This window comes from Flavobacterium sp. JP2137 (assembly GCF_050562195.1).
Classification (GTDB): Bacteria; Bacteroidota; Bacteroidia; order Flavobacteriales; family Flavobacteriaceae; genus Flavobacterium.
This window is the reverse complement of sequence record NZ_CP191647.1, coordinates 424,194-442,477: the sequence shown is the minus strand read 5'-3', so window position 1 is coordinate 442,477 and position 18,284 is coordinate 424,194. Positions and strand designations below refer to the sequence as shown.

Sequence of the window (18,284 nt, the reverse complement as noted above, 5' to 3'; positions counted from 1 at the left end):
TGCATTAATGTCTATACCAACTATATTTCATACCGACAATTTACAAAAGTTAAAGCGTATTTTATTCAATCTGAGTCATAATCTAGTGGTAATCGCCTTGATTTACGGCTCGTTTATATATCCAATTCAATCTTATGCAACGAGCAAAAGACTGGTAGAATTGAAAGAAATCAGATCTAGAGGGAGTTTTACTTCTTTTAGCAATCATACGGTCGATGAACAAGAGATCCCAGACGAATATAGGGCGCAAGAAGTTGTACAAAATAGTCCGCAACCAGCAATGACTCATGTGAGTCCGTCGGAATTAATATACGACGCTGATATGAGTGCCGGAATAATTGGAGCAACCTTGGATATTGCCGATGATCCCTTTGATAATCTGTTTAAGATTCACTTAGATGAGGCTCCTAAATTCAACGACAGAGTGTATTTGGAATACGATTTAAAGGGATTGGCAGATTTTACCAGTATTTCTAGAAGTATCAACGAGAATACCGCTTTGGGGGGGAATTTGATCAATTCAGCTACAAATTGGTCTCATCAGAGTGAAAAGATCAATCCACAACTGCTTTTAAAAGGTGAAAACCGGATTTTGTTAAATGTTTTCGAAGCATTAGGGACTGCTGTTCAAGTGAAGAATGTTAGATTCAGAATAGAGAAGTATGATGATGCGGCTGCAGATTTTCAAATTACAAATAGTTATCAGTTAAACGACAAGGAGGTTTATTTGCGAGGATTTGGCAATATAAACCAAGTTGATGGAGGTGTTTTTACCCTGGAGGGAGCTAAGATTGCCCTGTCAGAATCAGGAGAATTTGAGGCTGTAGTTTTAGGGAATTTATCAGGTTCGACGACGGTTGAGTTGATTAAAATGGAGCGAGGTGTTGAGCAAAAAAAGACCATTCCGATTGCCACTCAAAAATTGAGTTTCGAACGTATTTTTAAATTGGAAGAAAGAAATCAGGTATATGGTTTTGCAATTAAAGCCAATCAGCAACAGTATTTAGAAGCCGATGGTGCGTCTTTATTATTGCCGGAAAAAGCATTGAAAAGTGATGTGGTTATTTCAATAGAAAAATTGCGTAAAAACGATATGGCCCCTATGGGGATGACCATAAAAAATGTGACAAAGGGGCAATTGGGGTACCGCTTTTTTCCAGACAGAACAACTTTTGAAAAGGATTTAAAACTGAGTGTCACCTACGATAAAGACCTGTTGCCCTCAGGATATAAGGAACAGGATATTCATATTTTCTATTTTGACACAAAGGCGAAGTCGTGGAAAGTAGTAGAGAGAGATACGATCGATAGCGCAAAGCAAATCGTCACTTCCAATACCAATCACTTTACCGATTACGTAGCGGGAGTTATTCAAGCTCCAGAGAGTCCAGAGAGCGATGCGTTTACACAAACGACAATTGACAATTTCCCCATTGCACATCCTGGAGACAAGATGAATTTAATCGAGATGCCGTCGGCCAATCAAGAGGGAGATGCGGTGTTGAGTTATCCTATAGAAATACCCGGCGGGAGAAAGGGATTACAACCGAATTTAACGGTGCAATACAACAGTGCAGGAGGAAATGGTTGGTTGGGTTTAGGTTGGAATTTAGGTGTGGGGTCTATAGAAGTCAATACCAAATGGGGAGCCGCAAAATACGATCAAGGAAAGGAGAGTGAATCTTATCTGGTCAATGGAGAGGACGTGGTTTTATGGACTAATGGAGATGATTTCTACGAACCGCATCGCAGTTCTCTTATGGATAGAGTAAAGGACGCGCTATTTTTCAACAAACAGGAAGGTAATTTTAATAAGATTCAACGTATGGGGTCGCATCCGACTAATTATTATTGGATTGTAATCGATAAGTCGGGTATGAAATACTATTATGGTGATTCAGGGCAGTCGCGATTGACCACGAGTACCGGAAATATTGGACGTTGGATGCTTTCCAAAGTAGAAGATCTCAATGGGAATTTTATAGAATATAACTATGAGGTGAAATATTTCTCATCGGGCACCGTGGGACAGGGAAAACAGATCTATCTTTCTACTATTCGGTATACCTTAAATCACTTGGCTAGTTCAACGAATAATTACAAAGTGATTTTTCATAGAACCACCAGTCCTAATGGAGTAGGTGATAGACGCGATCGATCAATGACTACTCGTTTGGGAGTGAAAGAAGTGGTTGAAGATGTTTTGGATCAGATCGAAATTGTCTACGAGGGGACTGCCTCTTTAGAAGTTGTTCGAAAATATAATTTTACATATAAGGTCGGTGCGTTTGGAAAAACGCTACTCGATCAAATTCAGCAGAAAGATGGAAGCGATAATCTTTTTAATACGCATGAATTTGAGTATTACGACGAAACGACTACCGGACTGTTTACAGGACCTCAAACAATACAGGGACATCGCGATTTCGACAATCTTTTTACGCGACTCAATACTTCGGCTTCGGCTTTAGGAGGGAGTTCTTCAGAGTTTAAAGAAATAAATGGCGCCATAACTGCGGGATTGGCGGCTTTAGTTATACCGTCTTCCCTGAATATTTTTTCAAAAAACTCTACTATAGGCGTGAACCAATCGCGAAACACTTCCAAGTCGGAATCGATTATCGCTTTGGTGGATATGGATGGCGATGGCTTGCCTGATAAATTGATTAAAAAGCACAATAAGTTATATTACAGAAAAAACACGGGATCTTCTTTTAGTGATTTAATCATTCCGATTGAGGGGCAGAAAAGTTTTAGTAAGTCACGAACGGTCACCAAGGGAACAGGATTGGAGGCTCATTTCTTTGCCTATGCCAGTTCTGGGAAGTCGTGGTCAAATACGGAAACGACTACCTTTTTGGAAGATGTGAATGCCGATGGATTGGTCGATATTATCAGTAATGAGAAAGTGTACTTTAATCGATTAGATCCACTGACTCGTTTCCCTAAATTTACCGCGAATAGTTCTTTAACGCCCAATGCTTTAGATTATAGTGAAGAAGTAAATCGAGATATTGTGGAGAAGGAAAAGAACAAAAGCACTGTCGATGTGGTTCGGATTTGGGTCGCTCCCAAGTCGGGGATTATTGATATTAGTGGAGCCCTTGCCAAAGATGCAACTGTTCCATCGGTCTCTTTTAGTATCGAAAAAGGAGCCCTAGAGTCAGAGGGATTCACAGACTATATAAAAAGACAAACAGTAGCTCAGTCTCTTACTACCCCAACGATAGTGACCAATATTAGTGTAAATAAAGGAGATCGTATCTTTTTTAGGGTGATTGCAGATGTCGAGTATTATAAAGGGAATATGGTAACTTGGGATCCTAAAGTGATTTACCGCGAAGATAGGGATTACAAGGACCCTAATGGTTTCTCACCCTATAATGCTACCTATTCAGAAGCTTTCTTACTCGGAGGATTTTTGACTCAATCTATCCGTTCCAACGGGAGTTATCAAATCACTTGGCCGGGTTTTTCCATAGACAATAGCAGTCCGAATGCCGAACTATCTGATGAGGTTACCCTAGTGGTGAAAAGGTATAAGTTAAATGCATCAGGTCAGCCCATTGCAGTAGGGACGGGTATACCGATGGAAGTATTTCGCAAGCGAATAAAGCTAAACGAGTTGAACGATTTAGGGGCATTTAATTATAATTTTTCGATAAATACCATAAGCGAAGATGACGAAGCGAGTTTTCAACATATAAAAGCAGAAATTTGGTCAGACTCGAATGTTAATTGGGCGCGAATAGATGAAAAATGGAAACCGACACTTAGCAGTATAGACAGTGCATTCTTAAATGAAGAATTGGTCAAGGAGATGAGTATTTTTCATGAGGGATTTAAAACACATCAAAACACTGAAATCGCTGCTACTACACGTTTTAAAGTAAAACACAGTTTTAGTGTGTCCGGTTGTATAAACTGCCCAATGTCGTTGGTTTATCTAGTGGTTAAAAATGGAAATGGCGAGGTTTTAAAAGAAGATGGTGATCCTCATAAACTGATGAAATATAGATATTTAATGTCGCCAATGGGCGTGGCTACAGACGCGAGAGCCTTTAATGTTGTTACCGGATATTACGATATTCCAGTACAAACAAGTACATTAGAGTTTACTCTAGATTACGACGCTCATTCAAGTTTGAGGAATAAAATATATTTTGAATACAGTTCGGATAATGAAGTATTGAACAACAAATTAGCAACTGCTCTATTGGTCATCAAATCCGATGCAATCAATCCGATTGAACAAGAGGTTTCTCATAATATTTATATGCCGAGACCTGCCAATCAATTTGGTACGATGCATCTAAATTGGGGGCAATTTGCGTATAAGCCGATACGAGATGATGAGGGTGTTAAACCTATTTATTTACAGGATCTCAGTTATGCCAGCGTACAAAATGATTCCGACGAAGACAGCGGTAATCCAACGGAGGAAGAAATGGCTGCTTGTGACGATAAGGATACTTATGAAGAATATAAAGAATGTATAGATAATTTTAGACGAGCTAGTAATACTGGAGGAAGTGTATCCAAGATGTTGCTGTTAATCCCTAGCAAAAAAAGATCTCAATGGGAAATACACGAACAGTTGTTTTTAAGGAGAGACCAGCTTAAGCCCAATAAAGATATTAATGAAGAGGAGCCTGAAGAAGAAGAAGAGCCTGACGGTAGCGTTCCTGATTGGGTTACCTCAGGCGATGGAATTGGAGAGGAGGAAAATCATAAAGCCGTTTCTATTGTAAAGCGAATTAGCAGTACAACAAAAGATCTTTCTGCGGGCTATTTGGTTGCCAGCGGAACCAAGTCTGATACGAAATCAGAATTAAAAAATGATTATAAAGATGTTAATGGCGACGGTTATCCCGATATTATTGCGGATAAAATTCAGCTTACTAATAGTCGTGGTGGCTTGTCGAGGAATGTTATCGACTTTTATGTGCTTCAAAAATCAATCGCTTCAGGTGTTGGAGCCGGAGCTTCATTGGCAGGAGGAGCGGGATTAAATATCACGGTATGTGCAGATGGAAGAGGAGTCAATGCCAATCACATGATTACCAAAAGCGGAATGGGCGTTGGTTTTGGAATAAATGCTTCCTTTTTCTCAATAAATGATTATACGGAAAGTGAACTTATCGATATCAATGGCGATGGTCTTCCCGATCTCTTGCAACGTGATGGAAGGGTAGCGCTTAATTATGGAGATCATTTTAAATCGGAAACCACATGGAGATTGACCGATTTAAAAAAGACTGAAACGAATACTTATTCTGGTGGAGGGGGACTTAGTTTGTTTAATGGGTCGATTTCGGCTGGTTTTTCCATTGCAAAAAACATAGCGGCAGACAAGGTTTCCCTGATCGATGTTAATGGAGACGGATTGCCAGATAAAATAGTCGATGGCAATAAGGTTTCTTTAAATACCGGTGATGGCTTTGCTCCACCGTCGATTACATTACCCGTCTCCACTCCTAGAGCATCGGATTCCTATAGCGGAGGAGTCAATGCAAATGCTACTATTTGTATTTATTTTATAGTTCCAGTTGCCTTAGTAGGGCCAAAAGCATGTGTGTCAATTGGTGGGAATATTGGATTGGGCGTTAATAAGGAAACCACTCAAATTATGGATTTTAACGGCGATGGTTATCCAGATATTTTAAGGTCGGATTCCGAAGGTACGCTGACGGTGAATTTTTCTAAAATAGGAAAAACCAATATGCTTAAAAGAGTTAAAAGACCTTTGGGAGCAACCATAACGCTGGATTACAATACGATTAATCCGCATACACAGAAAAAAGTAGGGAATTCCTATGCCATGCCATTTACTAAATGGGTAATGACAGCAGCGACGATTAATGATGGTTATGCGGGAGACGGACAAAATAATATGAGAAGGAGCTTTGAGTATTATAATGGATATAAGGATAGAAGAGAACGATCTTTTTTGGGATTTGGAGAGGTAATTACCAACGATTTAGATCAAGACGATAAAAAATATAGAAGTAATATCGTGCAATATGTAATAAACGACATGACGGATGGTGACTTGTATCTTCACGGGAAATCTTCTCGTTTACGTCAGTATTACTACAAGAAAGGATTGGTGAAAAGAAGTTTTTTCCGCGATAAATTCGGAAGAACTCACAGTGAAAAACTATATAGCTATAAGTTTGTTCAGGCCATTACACCTACGCAAAATAATTCTGGAGAGACCTATTCATCGGGTATAAGTTCTACGAGTAGTTTTGTGGAAAACAAACGGATATTCCCTATGTTGAGTTCGGTGACGACCAACGAATTTACTTATAATGGAGTCGATGATACCCAGGGCTTTAAACGAGGAACTCAAGTGTTTTTTGAAAAATATGATGTTTTTGGAAATGTATTGGGGTATAGAGATATAGGCGATTATCTGAATCAAGAGTACGCTGATTTGATTACTGTTTCTATGAATTATCATATAGACTTTGATCGATACAATGTGAGTATTCCAGAATCGCATAATTTATTCACAGCCTCACAGCGAAGAAACACCAAATCGGTGATTGACGCGCGTGGAAATATTACCGAAGTCAAGTTGTATCAGGGCAGTAGCAATGAGTTTGCCGGAAGTACGGTTATGGAATACGACGTTTTCGGAAACCTTATCAGTAAGAGGAATCCGAGCCCGAATAATATCACAAGCACGGATTTGGCGTTAAAGACAACCATTGACTACGAAGGGGAATTAAATACCTATCCAAAGCAGGTTTCTAATTCGTATGGAGCGAGCCGTAGAATGCTTTACAACTATCTTTTCGGTGCTGCTACAAGGATTATGGATGTTTATGGTACAGATTTATATTATCAATTTGATCGTTTTGGACGTATAGATTATATCAGTGACAATGCGAACTCGGGGAAGATAATAGTTAAAAATACGTATCACACCGATAGGATAGATTTAAATAACAACCGATTTGCACATGTGGTTACGGAAAGAACCAAATCGGGTCCAAATTTCAGGGTCAACAGTAATCCAGAGGAGCATGGATTTACCTATACAGCTTCTTTTGTGGACGGATTGGGCCGGGTAATACAAACAAAAACGGGTTTGGAGAAACTAGAGGATTGTACGGGTGGTTCGGGATATCGATTTGCTGTTTCGGCACCGATTATCTACGATGAATTTGGACGTGCGGTTAAATCTGCCTTAGCAAATGAGGAGGAATCTTGTACGGGAGATATGGAAGAGGAAATAAAACGATTTTCTGCACCGGTCTTAGACGAACATGCATCGACTAGTTACGTATATGACTTTTTGGATCGCGTAACTCATACGACCGTCAATGGAATTGCAGCCTTAACGGTAATGAAATATGGTCATGGACGCGATTGTAACGACAAAGGACGGTTTTTGCAAGAAGTAACCCTGCCGGAAGGAAACAAAACAATTAGTTATTTTGATTCCAGAAACAGACTTACCGCGACGAAGCAATTCGGAGCTTTAGAAACTTTATGTACTAATTTTACCTATGGTGCTCTGGGGGAAGTCTTAACGGTAACAGATGCTATGGGAGCAACAACTTCGTATGAATATGATGGTTTAGGTAGGAAAACCTATAGTGCACATCCCGATAAGGGACAAACGTTCTTTACCTATGATTTTCTAAATCAGCTGACCAGTTTGGTCACGGAGAATTTGATGCAACGAGGCGATCGCATTACCTATGAATATGATTTTCAACGCTTGAAGCGCGTGAAGTTTCCCAATCACGAAGTGAAATTCGATTATTTGTATAATCGAGTTAGTAAACAAGAAGATCAAACCGGTTTTCAAACCTTCGAATACGGTCATTATGGATCTTTAATCGCAAACGAGCGAACAATAATCGATCCATTGGGTAATATTAGGGTGTTTAAAATGAAATTTGCACATGGTTATTGGGGGCAAACTTTGTTTTTGGAATATCCAGATGGAGAAAAGTTGCACTATGTCTACGACGGTGGTGGTGCATTGAAAAAAATATTCAATGATAGTGGTGTCGACTATATCAAAGACATTCGATATGATCATTTGGGGAATCAAATCAAGGTTGTACTGGGTAACGATGTGGTTACAGAATCTTATTATGGACTCCAAAGTCGTCTGCGAGCAACTACTTTGAGAAGACCGACCAACGAAATCTTTCAACAAAACGAATATTGGTATGATCGAAATAACAATGTCACAAAATTATCCAATGAGGTTTCGTTAGCTGAAGACTTGGATATAGGAGGTGTTTCCAGTAAGAGTTATTCCTATGACGCATATAACCGTTTGACGGAAGCAGATACCGATTGGACAGGAAAGCGTGAGGTGCACAAGCATAGTCTAAAGATGAAATACAACCAGACTCACGGTATCGTAGAGAAAAATCAAAGACACCGTGTTTATAATGTTTATACCGAAGAGAATCGTCTAACAGAAAATGAATTTAAAGGAACTTATCAGTATCTAAATCCGGAGAAACCCCATGCCGTTTCGCATATCCGCATGGTGGAGCCAACACATACAAGTTTGCATTCCTATATATACGACAAGAATGGGAATTTAACACAGAGTACGGAAACAGTGGGCGCCAACTCGGTATCGAGAAATCTATATTGGGATGCTCAAGATCGATTGCAGGCCGTAGTCAACGGAAATGAAGTTAGTTATTATGTGTATGATGCTGCAGGAGAACGCGTAATTAAGAGTCTGGGAAATGCTCAGAATTTAATGGTAAACGGAGGCGAAGTTAGGGGGATGACCTCCATCGATGAATTGACGATTTATCCAAGCGGTTATTTGGTGTATAGTGGCGATAAGTATACGAAGCACTACTATTCAAATAGTCAGAGAATTGCGAGTCAGGTTGGAGATGTTGCGCTGTTGGATCCGTTGTTGGTACCGGATACCGAAGAGGAACTACAGGCTCGAGTTTCCGATTTACAGCGTCAAATGAGTACGATTTATCAAGAAAATCAGCTGGGCGTACTTGATTTTCAAGCTAGGGAAACCAATTCGGATTCCGATTGCGAAACGGAACTGTATATTTTACTCGAAGAGTTTTATGGTGTGAAAAATACAGACTGTTTTGAAATGATTAAAAATTTACAACAGCAGGGTCTGAGTGCTTGTGAAATCCTAAATGATATAAAAAAAACACCGTGTTGGGTAGAGCCTTGTAAATTAGAATACGAGGAGTATCTGGGGTATTTAGCAAGTCATAACAACGGGGACTGTGTTAAAAAGTTGGAGGCGTTGATTATGGACGGACTGACTTATTGCGAGGCCATTGTATATATGAGGGTGCACACAAAATGTCTTACTATAAGAACGGAAACAGACTGTTATCTCGAATTTATGGCAGTGTTTAATGAGTGTACGCGATTAAATGATTACCTATGTGTGAAATACTTGCAGAATTTATTGATGCAAGGGCTGACATACTGTGACATTATGGAAATCGTTATCGAGAGTGAATATTATGTGGATTACCCACCAACAGAAACAGGACCGGGAAAAGTTGAAGAGACTTTTCCACCGGTAGAAGAACCGGAGGTAGAACCCGGGGATCCGGTTCAGGAACCCGATCCGGTTATTCCAATTGGACCGATTATTCCAGAACCACCGTATAGAGAAGGAAAAATTTGGTGGTACCATGGCGATCATTTAGGGAGTTCTTCTTACCTTACAGACGTCAATGGGATGCCGACGCATTATTATGAATATTTGCCTTTCGGCGAAATGATGGTGGAGCATAACAACAGTAACTTTGATAATATATATAAATTTAATGCCAAAGAATTAGACGAACAAACCGGTTATTATTACTACGGTGCTCGGTATTATAACCCAAGAACAAGTGTTTTCTTGAGCGTGGATCCGCTGGCGGAGGATTTTCCAGGATGGACGCCGTATCACTACGTACACAACAATCCAATCAATTTGATTGACCCAACGGGGATGTTTGCACAGGAAAATGATGATTGGATTAAAAATCAAGAAACGGGAGAGGTGAAATGGTTTGATGGTGTAGGTAAAGAAGCAGAATCAAAAGCAGAGGAACATTGGAGGACTTCTTCAACTGAAAAACCTAAAGTGGAGAATCTGGGAAGTAGCTTTTTTGGAACACGAAGTAATAATGCGGTAGATAATTTTCAGATAGAGAAAGAACAAGATAATTATTTGCGTGATGTTTCGAATAGAATAGAATCGAAGTCTTATGGGAAAAATGAGAAACCTATTTTTGAAAATTTGACTTATGAATTTTTAAAGAGTACATTCTCTGGGGGTAATTCGAAAGAGAATAACAACTCGGATTTATACAAAGATATTTTTAGTAATGTATGGTCTAATGGGGGGAGTAATGTTGTCGAGAGAAAATTACCTAGTACTTTTTTGGTTAAAGGAGCTTTGAAAACATTAGATCTTTATTTAGGTTCTGAAAAGGCTGGACTAGGTTCCGATAAAGTATCAAGGCAGAGAGCAGATGCAGTACATCATTTTAAGACGCAAACATCTAAAATAATTACATCAGATGTAATGCTTAAAATCAGACTTCATAAATTTTAATTATGACATTTATTATTTACTCGGATATTGGTGGCTTTTTATGGTGGCTTTTGATTAAATTTTGTAAAACAAATTTGAAAGAAGAGCAATCAGAAAAGCATTGGGCAAGGAATATATTTTTTCTAGTTATACTTTGCTTAATAGGAGTTTTTATTTCTACAAAGTTTTTTAACAATTAGTTGTTTTTAACAATCTTGCTATTGCGAATCAATAACAACAAAAATCCCAACCGTTAAGTTGGGATTTTTATATTTATATCGAAAGTTCTTTTTTGAGATTTGTTTTAAAGATAAAAGCTTCTAGTAAGTCTTTTACGGTTGTTTTTTGCCCTTCAGTAAGGTCTTGTGTTTTTATTAATAGACTTAGAAGTTCGTTGTCTTTAATGATGTTTTCGGCTTTGTTGTCGCCGTATACGAGTTGGTCTAGTGAGATATTTAATTCAGTAGCTATTTTTTCGGCTACCTCCAAAGAGGGTATGGAAATGCCTCTTTCGTATTTGGACAAGTTGGTAACGTATTCCAATTTTAGTAGCAAAGACATCTTGCAGTATTCTTTTTTCAATTGGAAAAAAAGTTTATTTTTATAGAGAAGGAAATAGGTTCTCTGCAGATAGGAAGTGACGCGCGAGGCAAAAATGGAGTAGAAGTGCTTCAACGTAGACCCCTTAGCGGAGCAGTTCCCAGGATGGACTCCCTACCATTATGTACACAACAATCCAATCAATCTCATTGATCCGACGGGGATGAGTGCGGAGGGTATTGATCAAGACCCTCCGGTTTTGAGGAATCCTACAGAAACAACAGTGAGTGATGCTGATAAGGCAAAAGTTGTTGCATATGCAACAGAGTTAAGTGAGATTACTATTAATGTTAATAAAAAGAGTGAGCAAAGTTGGGTCGGTAGGTTTTTTAGTAATCTTTTTTCAGCATTTAATAATGGCGTAAACTTTACGATGGATGGCGGTAAGAGTTCGCCATATAAACCTCCAGTAGGATCTCGAGATTCGGAAACTGTTGACATGACAATTTTGATGGTTTTTGCGATGGACATTTTTGGACCAGAAACACTTATGCCAGGAGCAGCTCCTGATGGAAGTAATCCTTTTGATACTAAGAGTTATAAACCAATGGGGACTCCTGTTTCTGGTGATGAAAACTCATCTTCAACTACGATGGTAGTAGGGCGGATTGATTATCAGGCAACAAAGCCTTTCTTTGGAAATAATTCAACATTACATACTCCTTATCCTAGAGATACAGTAATAGATATTAAAGATCAAAAGAAGGTTCATGAGCTTAATACCAGAGACTCAATTAAAGGAGTTAGAAATAGAGATAATTTTAATAGAAGAAGATGAAGACACAAGTTTTGAGATTATTTTGCCTGTTTTTTGTGGTTTGCGGTTGCAATCGTAAAGAGGTTAGAGAATATAAAGATCCAAGTAAAAGCATTGAAGAACCTAGAATAAAATACGAAATAGATTTTCCTGATACGGTGTTTGTTCAGGAAGAGAATTATGGTTTAATTAAATTTCAAAGCCATTATGATTCTATAATTACGAAGTTTGGAGATAGAGATGTTAATAGATTTGTACGATATATAATGCTAACTACAAATGATGTTAATTATGACTATAGGCATTTAAAAAATGTAGTAAAAGATACGTTTGGTGCTTACGATAATAGGTCGATCTATTTTAGTGTAACATTTTCTAAATTGGGTGTTCAGTATTTTGATGGTGTTATTAATGATTTAGTTTTGATGGATATAAAGAAAAAAGACAAAGAAGGAAATGAATTAATAAGATGGTTAGAGGATGAAGTGCGTGTAACTAAAAAAGTTGTTGTTTTAAATAAAGACGATAATAAGTGATAGTATAACCAATATGTTTTTGAATGTAGACCCCTTAGCGGAACAGTTCCCAGGATGGACTCCATACCACTATGTACACAACAATCCAATCAATTTGATTGATCCAACGGGGATGAGTGCGCAAGGCCCTCAAGATCCACCAGAAGAAAAAAGTGAAGGAACGGTTAATGGAGGAACTTTAAATGAGATTGTAATAAATGTTGTAGGAAAAGTTTCGCAATTTGCTAATGGAGTAGGCGATGGGTTTAGAGGAGGTTGGAATGATACTAAGGGTTTTGTAAGAAGTTTAGGAACAGAAGAGGGATGGCTAAATATTGCTAGATCATCAGAAGTTATGTTGAGTCCATCATTAAATTCAGAAGGTAATTCGTATGTTCAAAATGAAAGACAACAAATTTATAATACAGCAAGTAGTACTGTTAGTAATTTAGATCAGCTGTCTAGTTATCAATGGGGGTATGGAGTTGGTTATGCTTCGGAAAAAGTTGCTGAAGGTTTAATTACACGTAGATTCGCTAATCCAACAACAGCAGATGGTTTTTTGTTTGGAGGAGTTACAGTAAAAGCACCGTTTAATATACCAGTACAAAGATTCGGAAATATGTATTTCGGCAAACCTGATTTTTGGGGTGCAAAAATTGGAACAAATAGTTTTACTAATAGGACATTTGCAGCAATTAGACCTGAATGGAATTCATTATCTCAATACACAACTGGTTTTATTCCTAAGGGAACTCCAGTTAAATTTGGCTTAATAGGCCCACAATCAGGGTTGTATCCTGGAGGCTCAATGCAATTTGTTGTACCATCAAAAAATGTAATAAATCAAACGTCTAAAATCGTCAAATAATGAATTACTTTGAAAATCCTATTCAGTTTTTAGAAGAAAAACAAATTGGGGAATATAAGATCGAATACTTTCATTTAATGGAAATTTGTCAAGGAGGGCCTGAGGTTGGAAATTTAGCAATAAATAATAATCAAATGAAAGGTCGTTATGGAGGTCCTTTTGTTTTTAAAGAAAATGATATTTATATTCCTGCTTATTTTAATAGTTTATTTAAGTCAGGATTTAAATTGGCTAAAATAAATTTAGTTTCTTTAAAAGTAGAATATTTAAGTAACATTAAGCCACTAATTTTTTTAGATAAAATAGTAGAAAATAGAATTTATTTTTTCAAAGATATTGATAAAAATAATATGGAGTATTGCGATATTTTTTAAAGAGAATTTAACTTTTAGTTAGTTCAAGTAATTTTGCTTGTGTCTATAAAAGACAAAACCCGCTATTCATTAGATTAGTGGGTTTTGTGTTTTATAAAAAATTCTGAATCAACTCTTTACTTAGCAAATGCTTTTTTTGTTTTAAAATTTTGGATGTAGGTGTCAATGGCATTGAATAATGTTTTTTTAGTCTCGTCGTCCATTTTTATGGATATCGTTGATACGTTCTACTGTTTCTTTGTCGTAAGTAGCGTTTTCACCTTCTCCGATTAAAAAGTCAACGGTTACATCAAAAGCCCTCGCCATTTTAACGACCATTTCAGTTGTTTTTTGCCCTTCAGTGAGGTCTTGTGTTTTTATTAATAGACTTAAGAATTCCTGTTGTCTGTTAGTTTTTTTCTGTTATAAGACTAGTATTTATGATTGAAAAGTTTATTTTTATAGTAGAGATGACGTGACACGCGAGGCAAAGATAAAGTAGAAGTGGTTCAATGTGGATCCGTTAGCGGAGCAGTTCCCAGGATGGACTCCATACCACTATGTACACAACAATCCAATCAATTTGATTGATCCAACGGGGATGAGTGCGGAGCCTCCGGTTAAAGGGTTGGATTATTTTAGAGATGATACAGGTGAATATTTTTGGAATGAAAGTAAAGATTTATATGAACATTTTACACCTAATGATAATGGATCAACATCTTTTAATGGGTATTATGATGCGAGTGAATTTAAAGAGCCAGTAGGAGATTTTAATATTATTTTTGATTTGTCTAATACTCAATCTAAAGATAAATTTGAAAGGTCTTTAACTATTAGTAGTATATCAGATCCTTTGTACTCATCTTTAAATTTGATGGGAGAAATGAAGAATATTAGTAATCCTGAAAAATATCCTGGAGTTGAAATATATAGTTCTCCACATATGTATGGTGCCTTAACGGCAGGGAATGTGATATTTACTAATCCTGGAATGTCGGATGCAGGAACTTTGGCTCACGAATATGGGCATTATTTAGATTATAAACATAATTTCAAATATAATAAGGCAGAGTATTTAAAAACGATAGCTTTCCCAAGTGTGATAAGCGCTACAAGGGCTACTCTTTTCCCACGTTTAATCATCACGATTCTGCATCAGAAAAAAGAGCAGACGTTTTAGGGCAAGGGTGTACCGGTAGAAAAATTTATAGGTAGAATGAAATATATGTATATGTTGTTTTGTTTTGTGTTTTTTTCTTGTGACCCTGAAGATAATAGGTTAATTATAAGAAATAACACTAAGGATTCAATCTGTGTTAGGTTTAGATTTCCTAGTGAAATTGACTATAACAAAGAAGCTAATGAGCGCTCTGGCTTGAGAGAGGTTTTGCCATTAGAACGAATTTCAATTGGTATATTTAATAGATGGGAGGGAGAATTTGAGAGAGCCAAGCCAGATACATTGATCTATGTACTTATTATGAAAAAAAGCGAGATTAATTCTAGTTTGTTGACAAGAAATATTTCATCTAATTCTAGTGAATTCGATAATCTGCAATACCATATTTGGGATAGTTTATATATAAGAAAAAAATATATGTATAAGGGGTATAGTTTAAAGGATTTAGAAAGTTTAAAATGGAAAATTAATTATCCTGAGGATGGATTTCAATATGGATGTAGTTCCCACGGAAAATAGAAGATTCTATAAAGTCAATCCCCGCTAGCGCACGAATGATAAAATCACTATAGACGGTATACGACTATGGTGCGCGTTATTACAATCCAAAGACGAGTGTTTTCTTGAGTGTTGACCCGCTGGCGGAGGATTTTCCGGGGTGGACGCCATACCACTATGTACACAACAATCCAATCAATCTCATTGACCCGACGGGAATGGCGGCAGTTGATGGGGATTATTATAATAAAAAAGGGGATAAGATTGGTACAGATGGTGTTAATGATAATAAAAAGTACATTGTTACAGATGATAAAGAAGTAAGTTAAATTTCCAAGACAAAAGGAAATGTTGATGCAAGTAAAGTGAAATCAGGAGTAACTTTACCAAGCGATGTTGCTTTACGAGAAAGCCTAAATGTTTTAGAAAGAACTATAGATAATGGAGGTTTACGTGAAGAGTCCTCTCTAGTAATGAATAATGGAAATACAATTAGAGGTGCTACTGGGGAATTACCAACGATAGTTGATGGGGTCCAGACAGCTAAAGCATCGTTGCCTAGCCTCCCTATAGGGAGTACAATAGCGGATGTAGAATCGACTATTCATTCCCATCCGACAAAAGTACAGCAAGTGGGTAATATGATATATCCACAAGAGGCAACTGCACCTTCTCCAACAGACAAGGGAGCTTTTAGTCAATTTAATAGAAATATTATAGTCGGACCTTTGAAAAAAATTAATCTGAAGAACGTTACTACAAATCCTAATGGTACTTTTAAAGTTCCAAACAGGCCAAACGGAGCGGTTATTTATGATAGAAATACAAAGGAACTTTTAATGTTAAGCAGGAATGCTATACAGAATATACTTAAAAATTAGGCTTATGAAATATATCACTATTTTAATGCTTTTTATAACAATAAATGTTTATTCCCAAGAAGTTAAGAACATTAATTTCATTATTGTAATTGACGAGGAAATAATAACTAATTCTTTAGGTGTAAAATTATTAATTACATCTAAAGACGAAAGTAGTAGAGAAATAAAAACCACTACAGGATATTATCCAGGGAATATATCACTAAGAAAATCAGATTATGATGATTTGATTTCTGATGAAACCCAAAGTGTTATACTAAAATTTAATTATCAGACTTATATTAAAGATAAGTCTTACTATTACACATACGAAATCGAAGCAGGAAAGAATTGGTTTAACCACAATATGTTTTTTATTCTTAAGGTTTACAATTTGGACAAAAAGAAGTACAGGAAAAGATTTGACCCTTTATCAAAAGACAAAAACTATACTTTTGAATTAAATACTTCCGAAGGACAAATGCTGAGAATTAAGAAAAGGTAATATGAAAGCCCCCGCTGGCGCCAGCATCTTGCTGGTGTCTATAAAGTTTAGTAGAATCTATTTGGTAACAATTAATGTATGTTTTGAACTATTACATATTGCATTAAAAAGTAGAAAATGTTATTTTTATTGATGAAAAGAATTTTGTAGCGATTCGGTTTTTTGTTTCGCCACACGAATGGATTGACTAGGTCGAATCTTCGATTTCGAACGGCAGCCTTCGTCCCCGGTGGCGGAGGATTTCCCAGGATGGCCCCATACCACTATGTACACAACAATCCAATCAACCTCATTGACCCAACGGGAATGAGTGCGGAAAATGTTGTCATTACTGATAGTAATAGAAAGCAAGTTGGCAATCAAGTGCAACGAGATATTAAAGTTAATGTTACTTTGGCTATTTTGAACACAAACAATTCAGACTTGTCAAAAACAATATATAATAATCCAAAAGGGGGGCAAGCAAGATTTAAAAATTTTGAAGGCAAAGCACAAGGATACAAAGATAATTTCAATACGGCAGATAATATAACGGAATTTACTGTTAGTTATAGGTTTGTCAATTCTGTAGATGATATTAGAAAGGATGAGCATGTTTTAGTAATTGGGAGGAATGTTGATAATGACCCGAATTCTAGCGGTTCTGGAGTAGGAATTGCAACTTTAAATGGACGTGTTTCTGGGGTTAGTTCTAAAACAATTGATGAGGGTCTTTTTAATCACACAGCTCAACATGAATTAGGACACAATTTGGGGCTTAATCATAGTGAAATTGGTGATTTGATGCATCCGACAGCTTTTGGGAACTCTAATTTAAATAATAAGAAAAGAGGTGATATAATATCAAATCAGATTTCCCCTAATGCTTCTAATGGAGTTTATAAAGAATCAGATAAATATAAGAAAACGAGTGGAAAAGAAACTAGTGATTTTATTAAAGGACATCAGATAAAATAATGAAAAAGATAGTTTATTTAAGCCTTTTATTCGTACTAATTAGTTGCGCAAATGAAAAGTATAAAATTGAAGATTTTAAATTCTTTACAATGGATATGCCTTTGGATTGGCAGTCTTCTAAGCAAAGAGGAATTGATTCAGAGGTTTTTTATTTAATTACTAAGAATCAAGATACAGTTTTGGTAGAAATGGGTAAATATTCAATTTCTTTTGATGAAGTAATTGTAGTTAACAATGTGAAAGACTATCATTTATTCAAAAGTAACGACTTTCCTGTGAGGGATATGTTTTTTTCAGATACTCCTGAAGTAGATGAAAATCAAGGCGTTTTTCATCATGAGTTTTATTATTATGATACAATAAATAATAAGAAGGCTAAACTTAGAATTCCAAAGAAGAATAGTATAGGACGAACATCAATTCGGTTTACTGATTTTAGAGGAGATGAATCTCTAACGATCACAGCTACGAATCTTGATTCGATAATGCAAAAAGAACTTGTAAAATCGTTTTATAGTATAGTTTTTAAATTATAAAGAATTTTTAACTTTTGCTCTTGAAGAATCTTGCACGGAATACTTTCATCCGTTAGGACCCCGCTACCGCACGAAATGAAATTCG

General features: G+C 36.8%; 13 protein-coding genes and 1 pseudogene. 12 read left to right on the top strand and 2 right to left on the bottom strand.

Annotation, left to right across the window (positions count from 1 at the left end; genetic code table 11):
• Positions 1–7: 7 nt before the first annotated feature.
• On the top strand, positions 8–10,585 hold the full coding sequence (locus tag ACQZ43_RS01945) for a SpvB/TcaC N-terminal domain-containing protein (protein ID WP_430614161.1): 10,578 nt from the start codon (positions 8–10) through the stop codon (positions 10,583–10,585).
• A gap of 252 nt (positions 10,586–10,837) precedes the next feature.
• On the opposite strand, the gene ACQZ43_RS01940 is transcribed toward ACQZ43_RS01945, so the two are convergent.
• Entirely contained in the window at positions 10,838–11,125 is a 288-nt protein-coding gene (locus ACQZ43_RS01940) for a helix-turn-helix domain-containing protein (protein ID WP_430614160.1), read from the bottom strand.
• A gap of 202 nt (positions 11,126–11,327) precedes the next feature.
• On the opposite strand from ACQZ43_RS01940, the gene ACQZ43_RS01935 reads away from it, so the two are divergent.
• The 4 genes from ACQZ43_RS01935 to ACQZ43_RS01920 are packed head-to-tail and all read left to right on the top strand — an operon-like array spanning position 11,328 to position 13,681.
• A complete protein-coding gene (locus tag ACQZ43_RS01935) occupies positions 11,328–11,942 on the top strand; it encodes a hypothetical protein (RefSeq protein ID WP_430614159.1) in 615 nt (204 codons plus the stop codon).
• Entirely contained in the window at positions 11,939–12,457 is a 519-nt protein-coding gene (locus ACQZ43_RS01930) for a hypothetical protein (RefSeq protein WP_430614158.1), read from the top strand. The genes ACQZ43_RS01935 and ACQZ43_RS01930 overlap by 4 nt, the downstream gene beginning before the upstream one ends.
• A 13-nt stretch (positions 12,458–12,470) precedes the next feature.
• On the top strand, positions 12,471–13,307 hold the full coding sequence (locus tag ACQZ43_RS01925) for a hypothetical protein (protein WP_430614157.1): 837 nt from the start codon (positions 12,471–12,473) through the stop codon (positions 13,305–13,307).
• On the top strand, positions 13,307–13,681 hold the full coding sequence (locus ACQZ43_RS01920) for a hypothetical protein (RefSeq protein ID WP_430614156.1): 375 nt from the start codon (positions 13,307–13,309) through the stop codon (positions 13,679–13,681). The genes ACQZ43_RS01925 and ACQZ43_RS01920 overlap by 1 nt, the downstream gene beginning before the upstream one ends.
• Positions 13,682–13,867: 186 nt before the next feature.
• Here the strand turns inward: ACQZ43_RS01920 and ACQZ43_RS01915 are convergent, their stop codons facing one another.
• Complete coding sequence (locus tag ACQZ43_RS01915) at positions 13,868–13,999, bottom strand: hypothetical protein (RefSeq protein ID WP_430614144.1); 132 nt, start codon at positions 13,997–13,999, stop codon at positions 13,868–13,870.
• Positions 14,000–14,243: 244 nt separating this feature from the next.
• Between ACQZ43_RS01915 and ACQZ43_RS01910 the strand changes: the two genes are divergently transcribed.
• The 7 genes and pseudogenes from ACQZ43_RS01910 (at position 14,244) to ACQZ43_RS01880 (ending at position 18,199) form a co-directional block, all read left to right on the top strand.
• Positions 14,244–14,843, top strand: a complete 600-nt coding sequence (locus ACQZ43_RS01910; protein ID WP_430614154.1) for a hypothetical protein — start codon at positions 14,244–14,246, stop codon at positions 14,841–14,843.
• Positions 14,844–14,879: 36 nt separating this feature from the next.
• Positions 14,880–15,362, top strand: a complete 483-nt coding sequence (locus ACQZ43_RS01905; protein ID WP_430614153.1) for a hypothetical protein — start codon at positions 14,880–14,882, stop codon at positions 15,360–15,362.
• Between the two features lie 68 nt (positions 15,363–15,430).
• A pseudogene (locus ACQZ43_RS01900) lies at positions 15,431–15,670 on the top strand (RHS repeat-associated core domain-containing protein); the annotation flags it as partial.
• A gap of 36 nt (positions 15,671–15,706) precedes the next feature.
• Complete coding sequence (locus ACQZ43_RS01895) at positions 15,707–16,222, top strand: hypothetical protein (protein ID WP_430614152.1); 516 nt, start codon at positions 15,707–15,709, stop codon at positions 16,220–16,222.
• A 4-nt stretch (positions 16,223–16,226) separates the two neighbouring features.
• On the top strand, positions 16,227–16,706 hold the full coding sequence (locus ACQZ43_RS01890; protein WP_430614151.1) for a hypothetical protein: 480 nt from the start codon (positions 16,227–16,229) through the stop codon (positions 16,704–16,706).
• A 306-nt stretch (positions 16,707–17,012) separates the two neighbouring features.
• Positions 17,013–17,663 (top strand): M12 family metallo-peptidase, encoded by a 651-nt coding sequence (locus ACQZ43_RS01885; RefSeq protein ID WP_430614150.1) that lies wholly within the window; start codon positions 17,013–17,015, stop codon positions 17,661–17,663.
• Complete coding sequence (locus ACQZ43_RS01880; RefSeq protein ID WP_430614149.1) at positions 17,663–18,199, top strand: hypothetical protein; 537 nt, start codon at positions 17,663–17,665, stop codon at positions 18,197–18,199. The genes ACQZ43_RS01885 and ACQZ43_RS01880 overlap by 1 nt, the downstream gene beginning before the upstream one ends.
• Positions 18,200–18,284 lie beyond the last annotated feature (85 nt).

Coding starts and splice junctions, on each gene's coding strand:
- ACQZ43_RS01920 (WP_430614156.1), top strand. CDS start 13,307: ATGAATTACTTTGAAAATCCTATTCAGTTTTTAGAAGAAAAACAAATT.
- ACQZ43_RS01930 (WP_430614158.1), top strand. CDS start 11,939: ATGAAGACACAAGTTTTGAGATTATTTTGCCTGTTTTTTGTGGTTTGC.
- ACQZ43_RS01905 (WP_430614153.1), top strand. CDS start 14,880: ATGAAATATATGTATATGTTGTTTTGTTTTGTGTTTTTTTCTTGTGAC.
- ACQZ43_RS01880 (WP_430614149.1), top strand. CDS start 17,663: ATGAAAAAGATAGTTTATTTAAGCCTTTTATTCGTACTAATTAGTTGC.
- ACQZ43_RS01940 (WP_430614160.1), bottom strand. CDS start 11,125: ATGTCTTTGCTACTAAAATTGGAATACGTTACCAACTTGTCCAAATAC.
- ACQZ43_RS01935 (WP_430614159.1), top strand. CDS start 11,328: ATGAGTGCGGAGGGTATTGATCAAGACCCTCCGGTTTTGAGGAATCCT.
- ACQZ43_RS01915 (WP_430614144.1), bottom strand. CDS start 13,999: ATGGTCGTTAAAATGGCGAGGGCTTTTGATGTAACCGTTGACTTTTTA.
- ACQZ43_RS01885 (WP_430614150.1), top strand. CDS start 17,013: ATGAGTGCGGAAAATGTTGTCATTACTGATAGTAATAGAAAGCAAGTT.
- ACQZ43_RS01890 (WP_430614151.1), top strand. CDS start 16,227: ATGAAATATATCACTATTTTAATGCTTTTTATAACAATAAATGTTTAT.
- ACQZ43_RS01945 (WP_430614161.1), top strand. CDS start 8: ATGTCTATACCAACTATATTTCATACCGACAATTTACAAAAGTTAAAG.
- ACQZ43_RS01925 (WP_430614157.1), top strand. CDS start 12,471: ATGTTTTTGAATGTAGACCCCTTAGCGGAACAGTTCCCAGGATGGACT.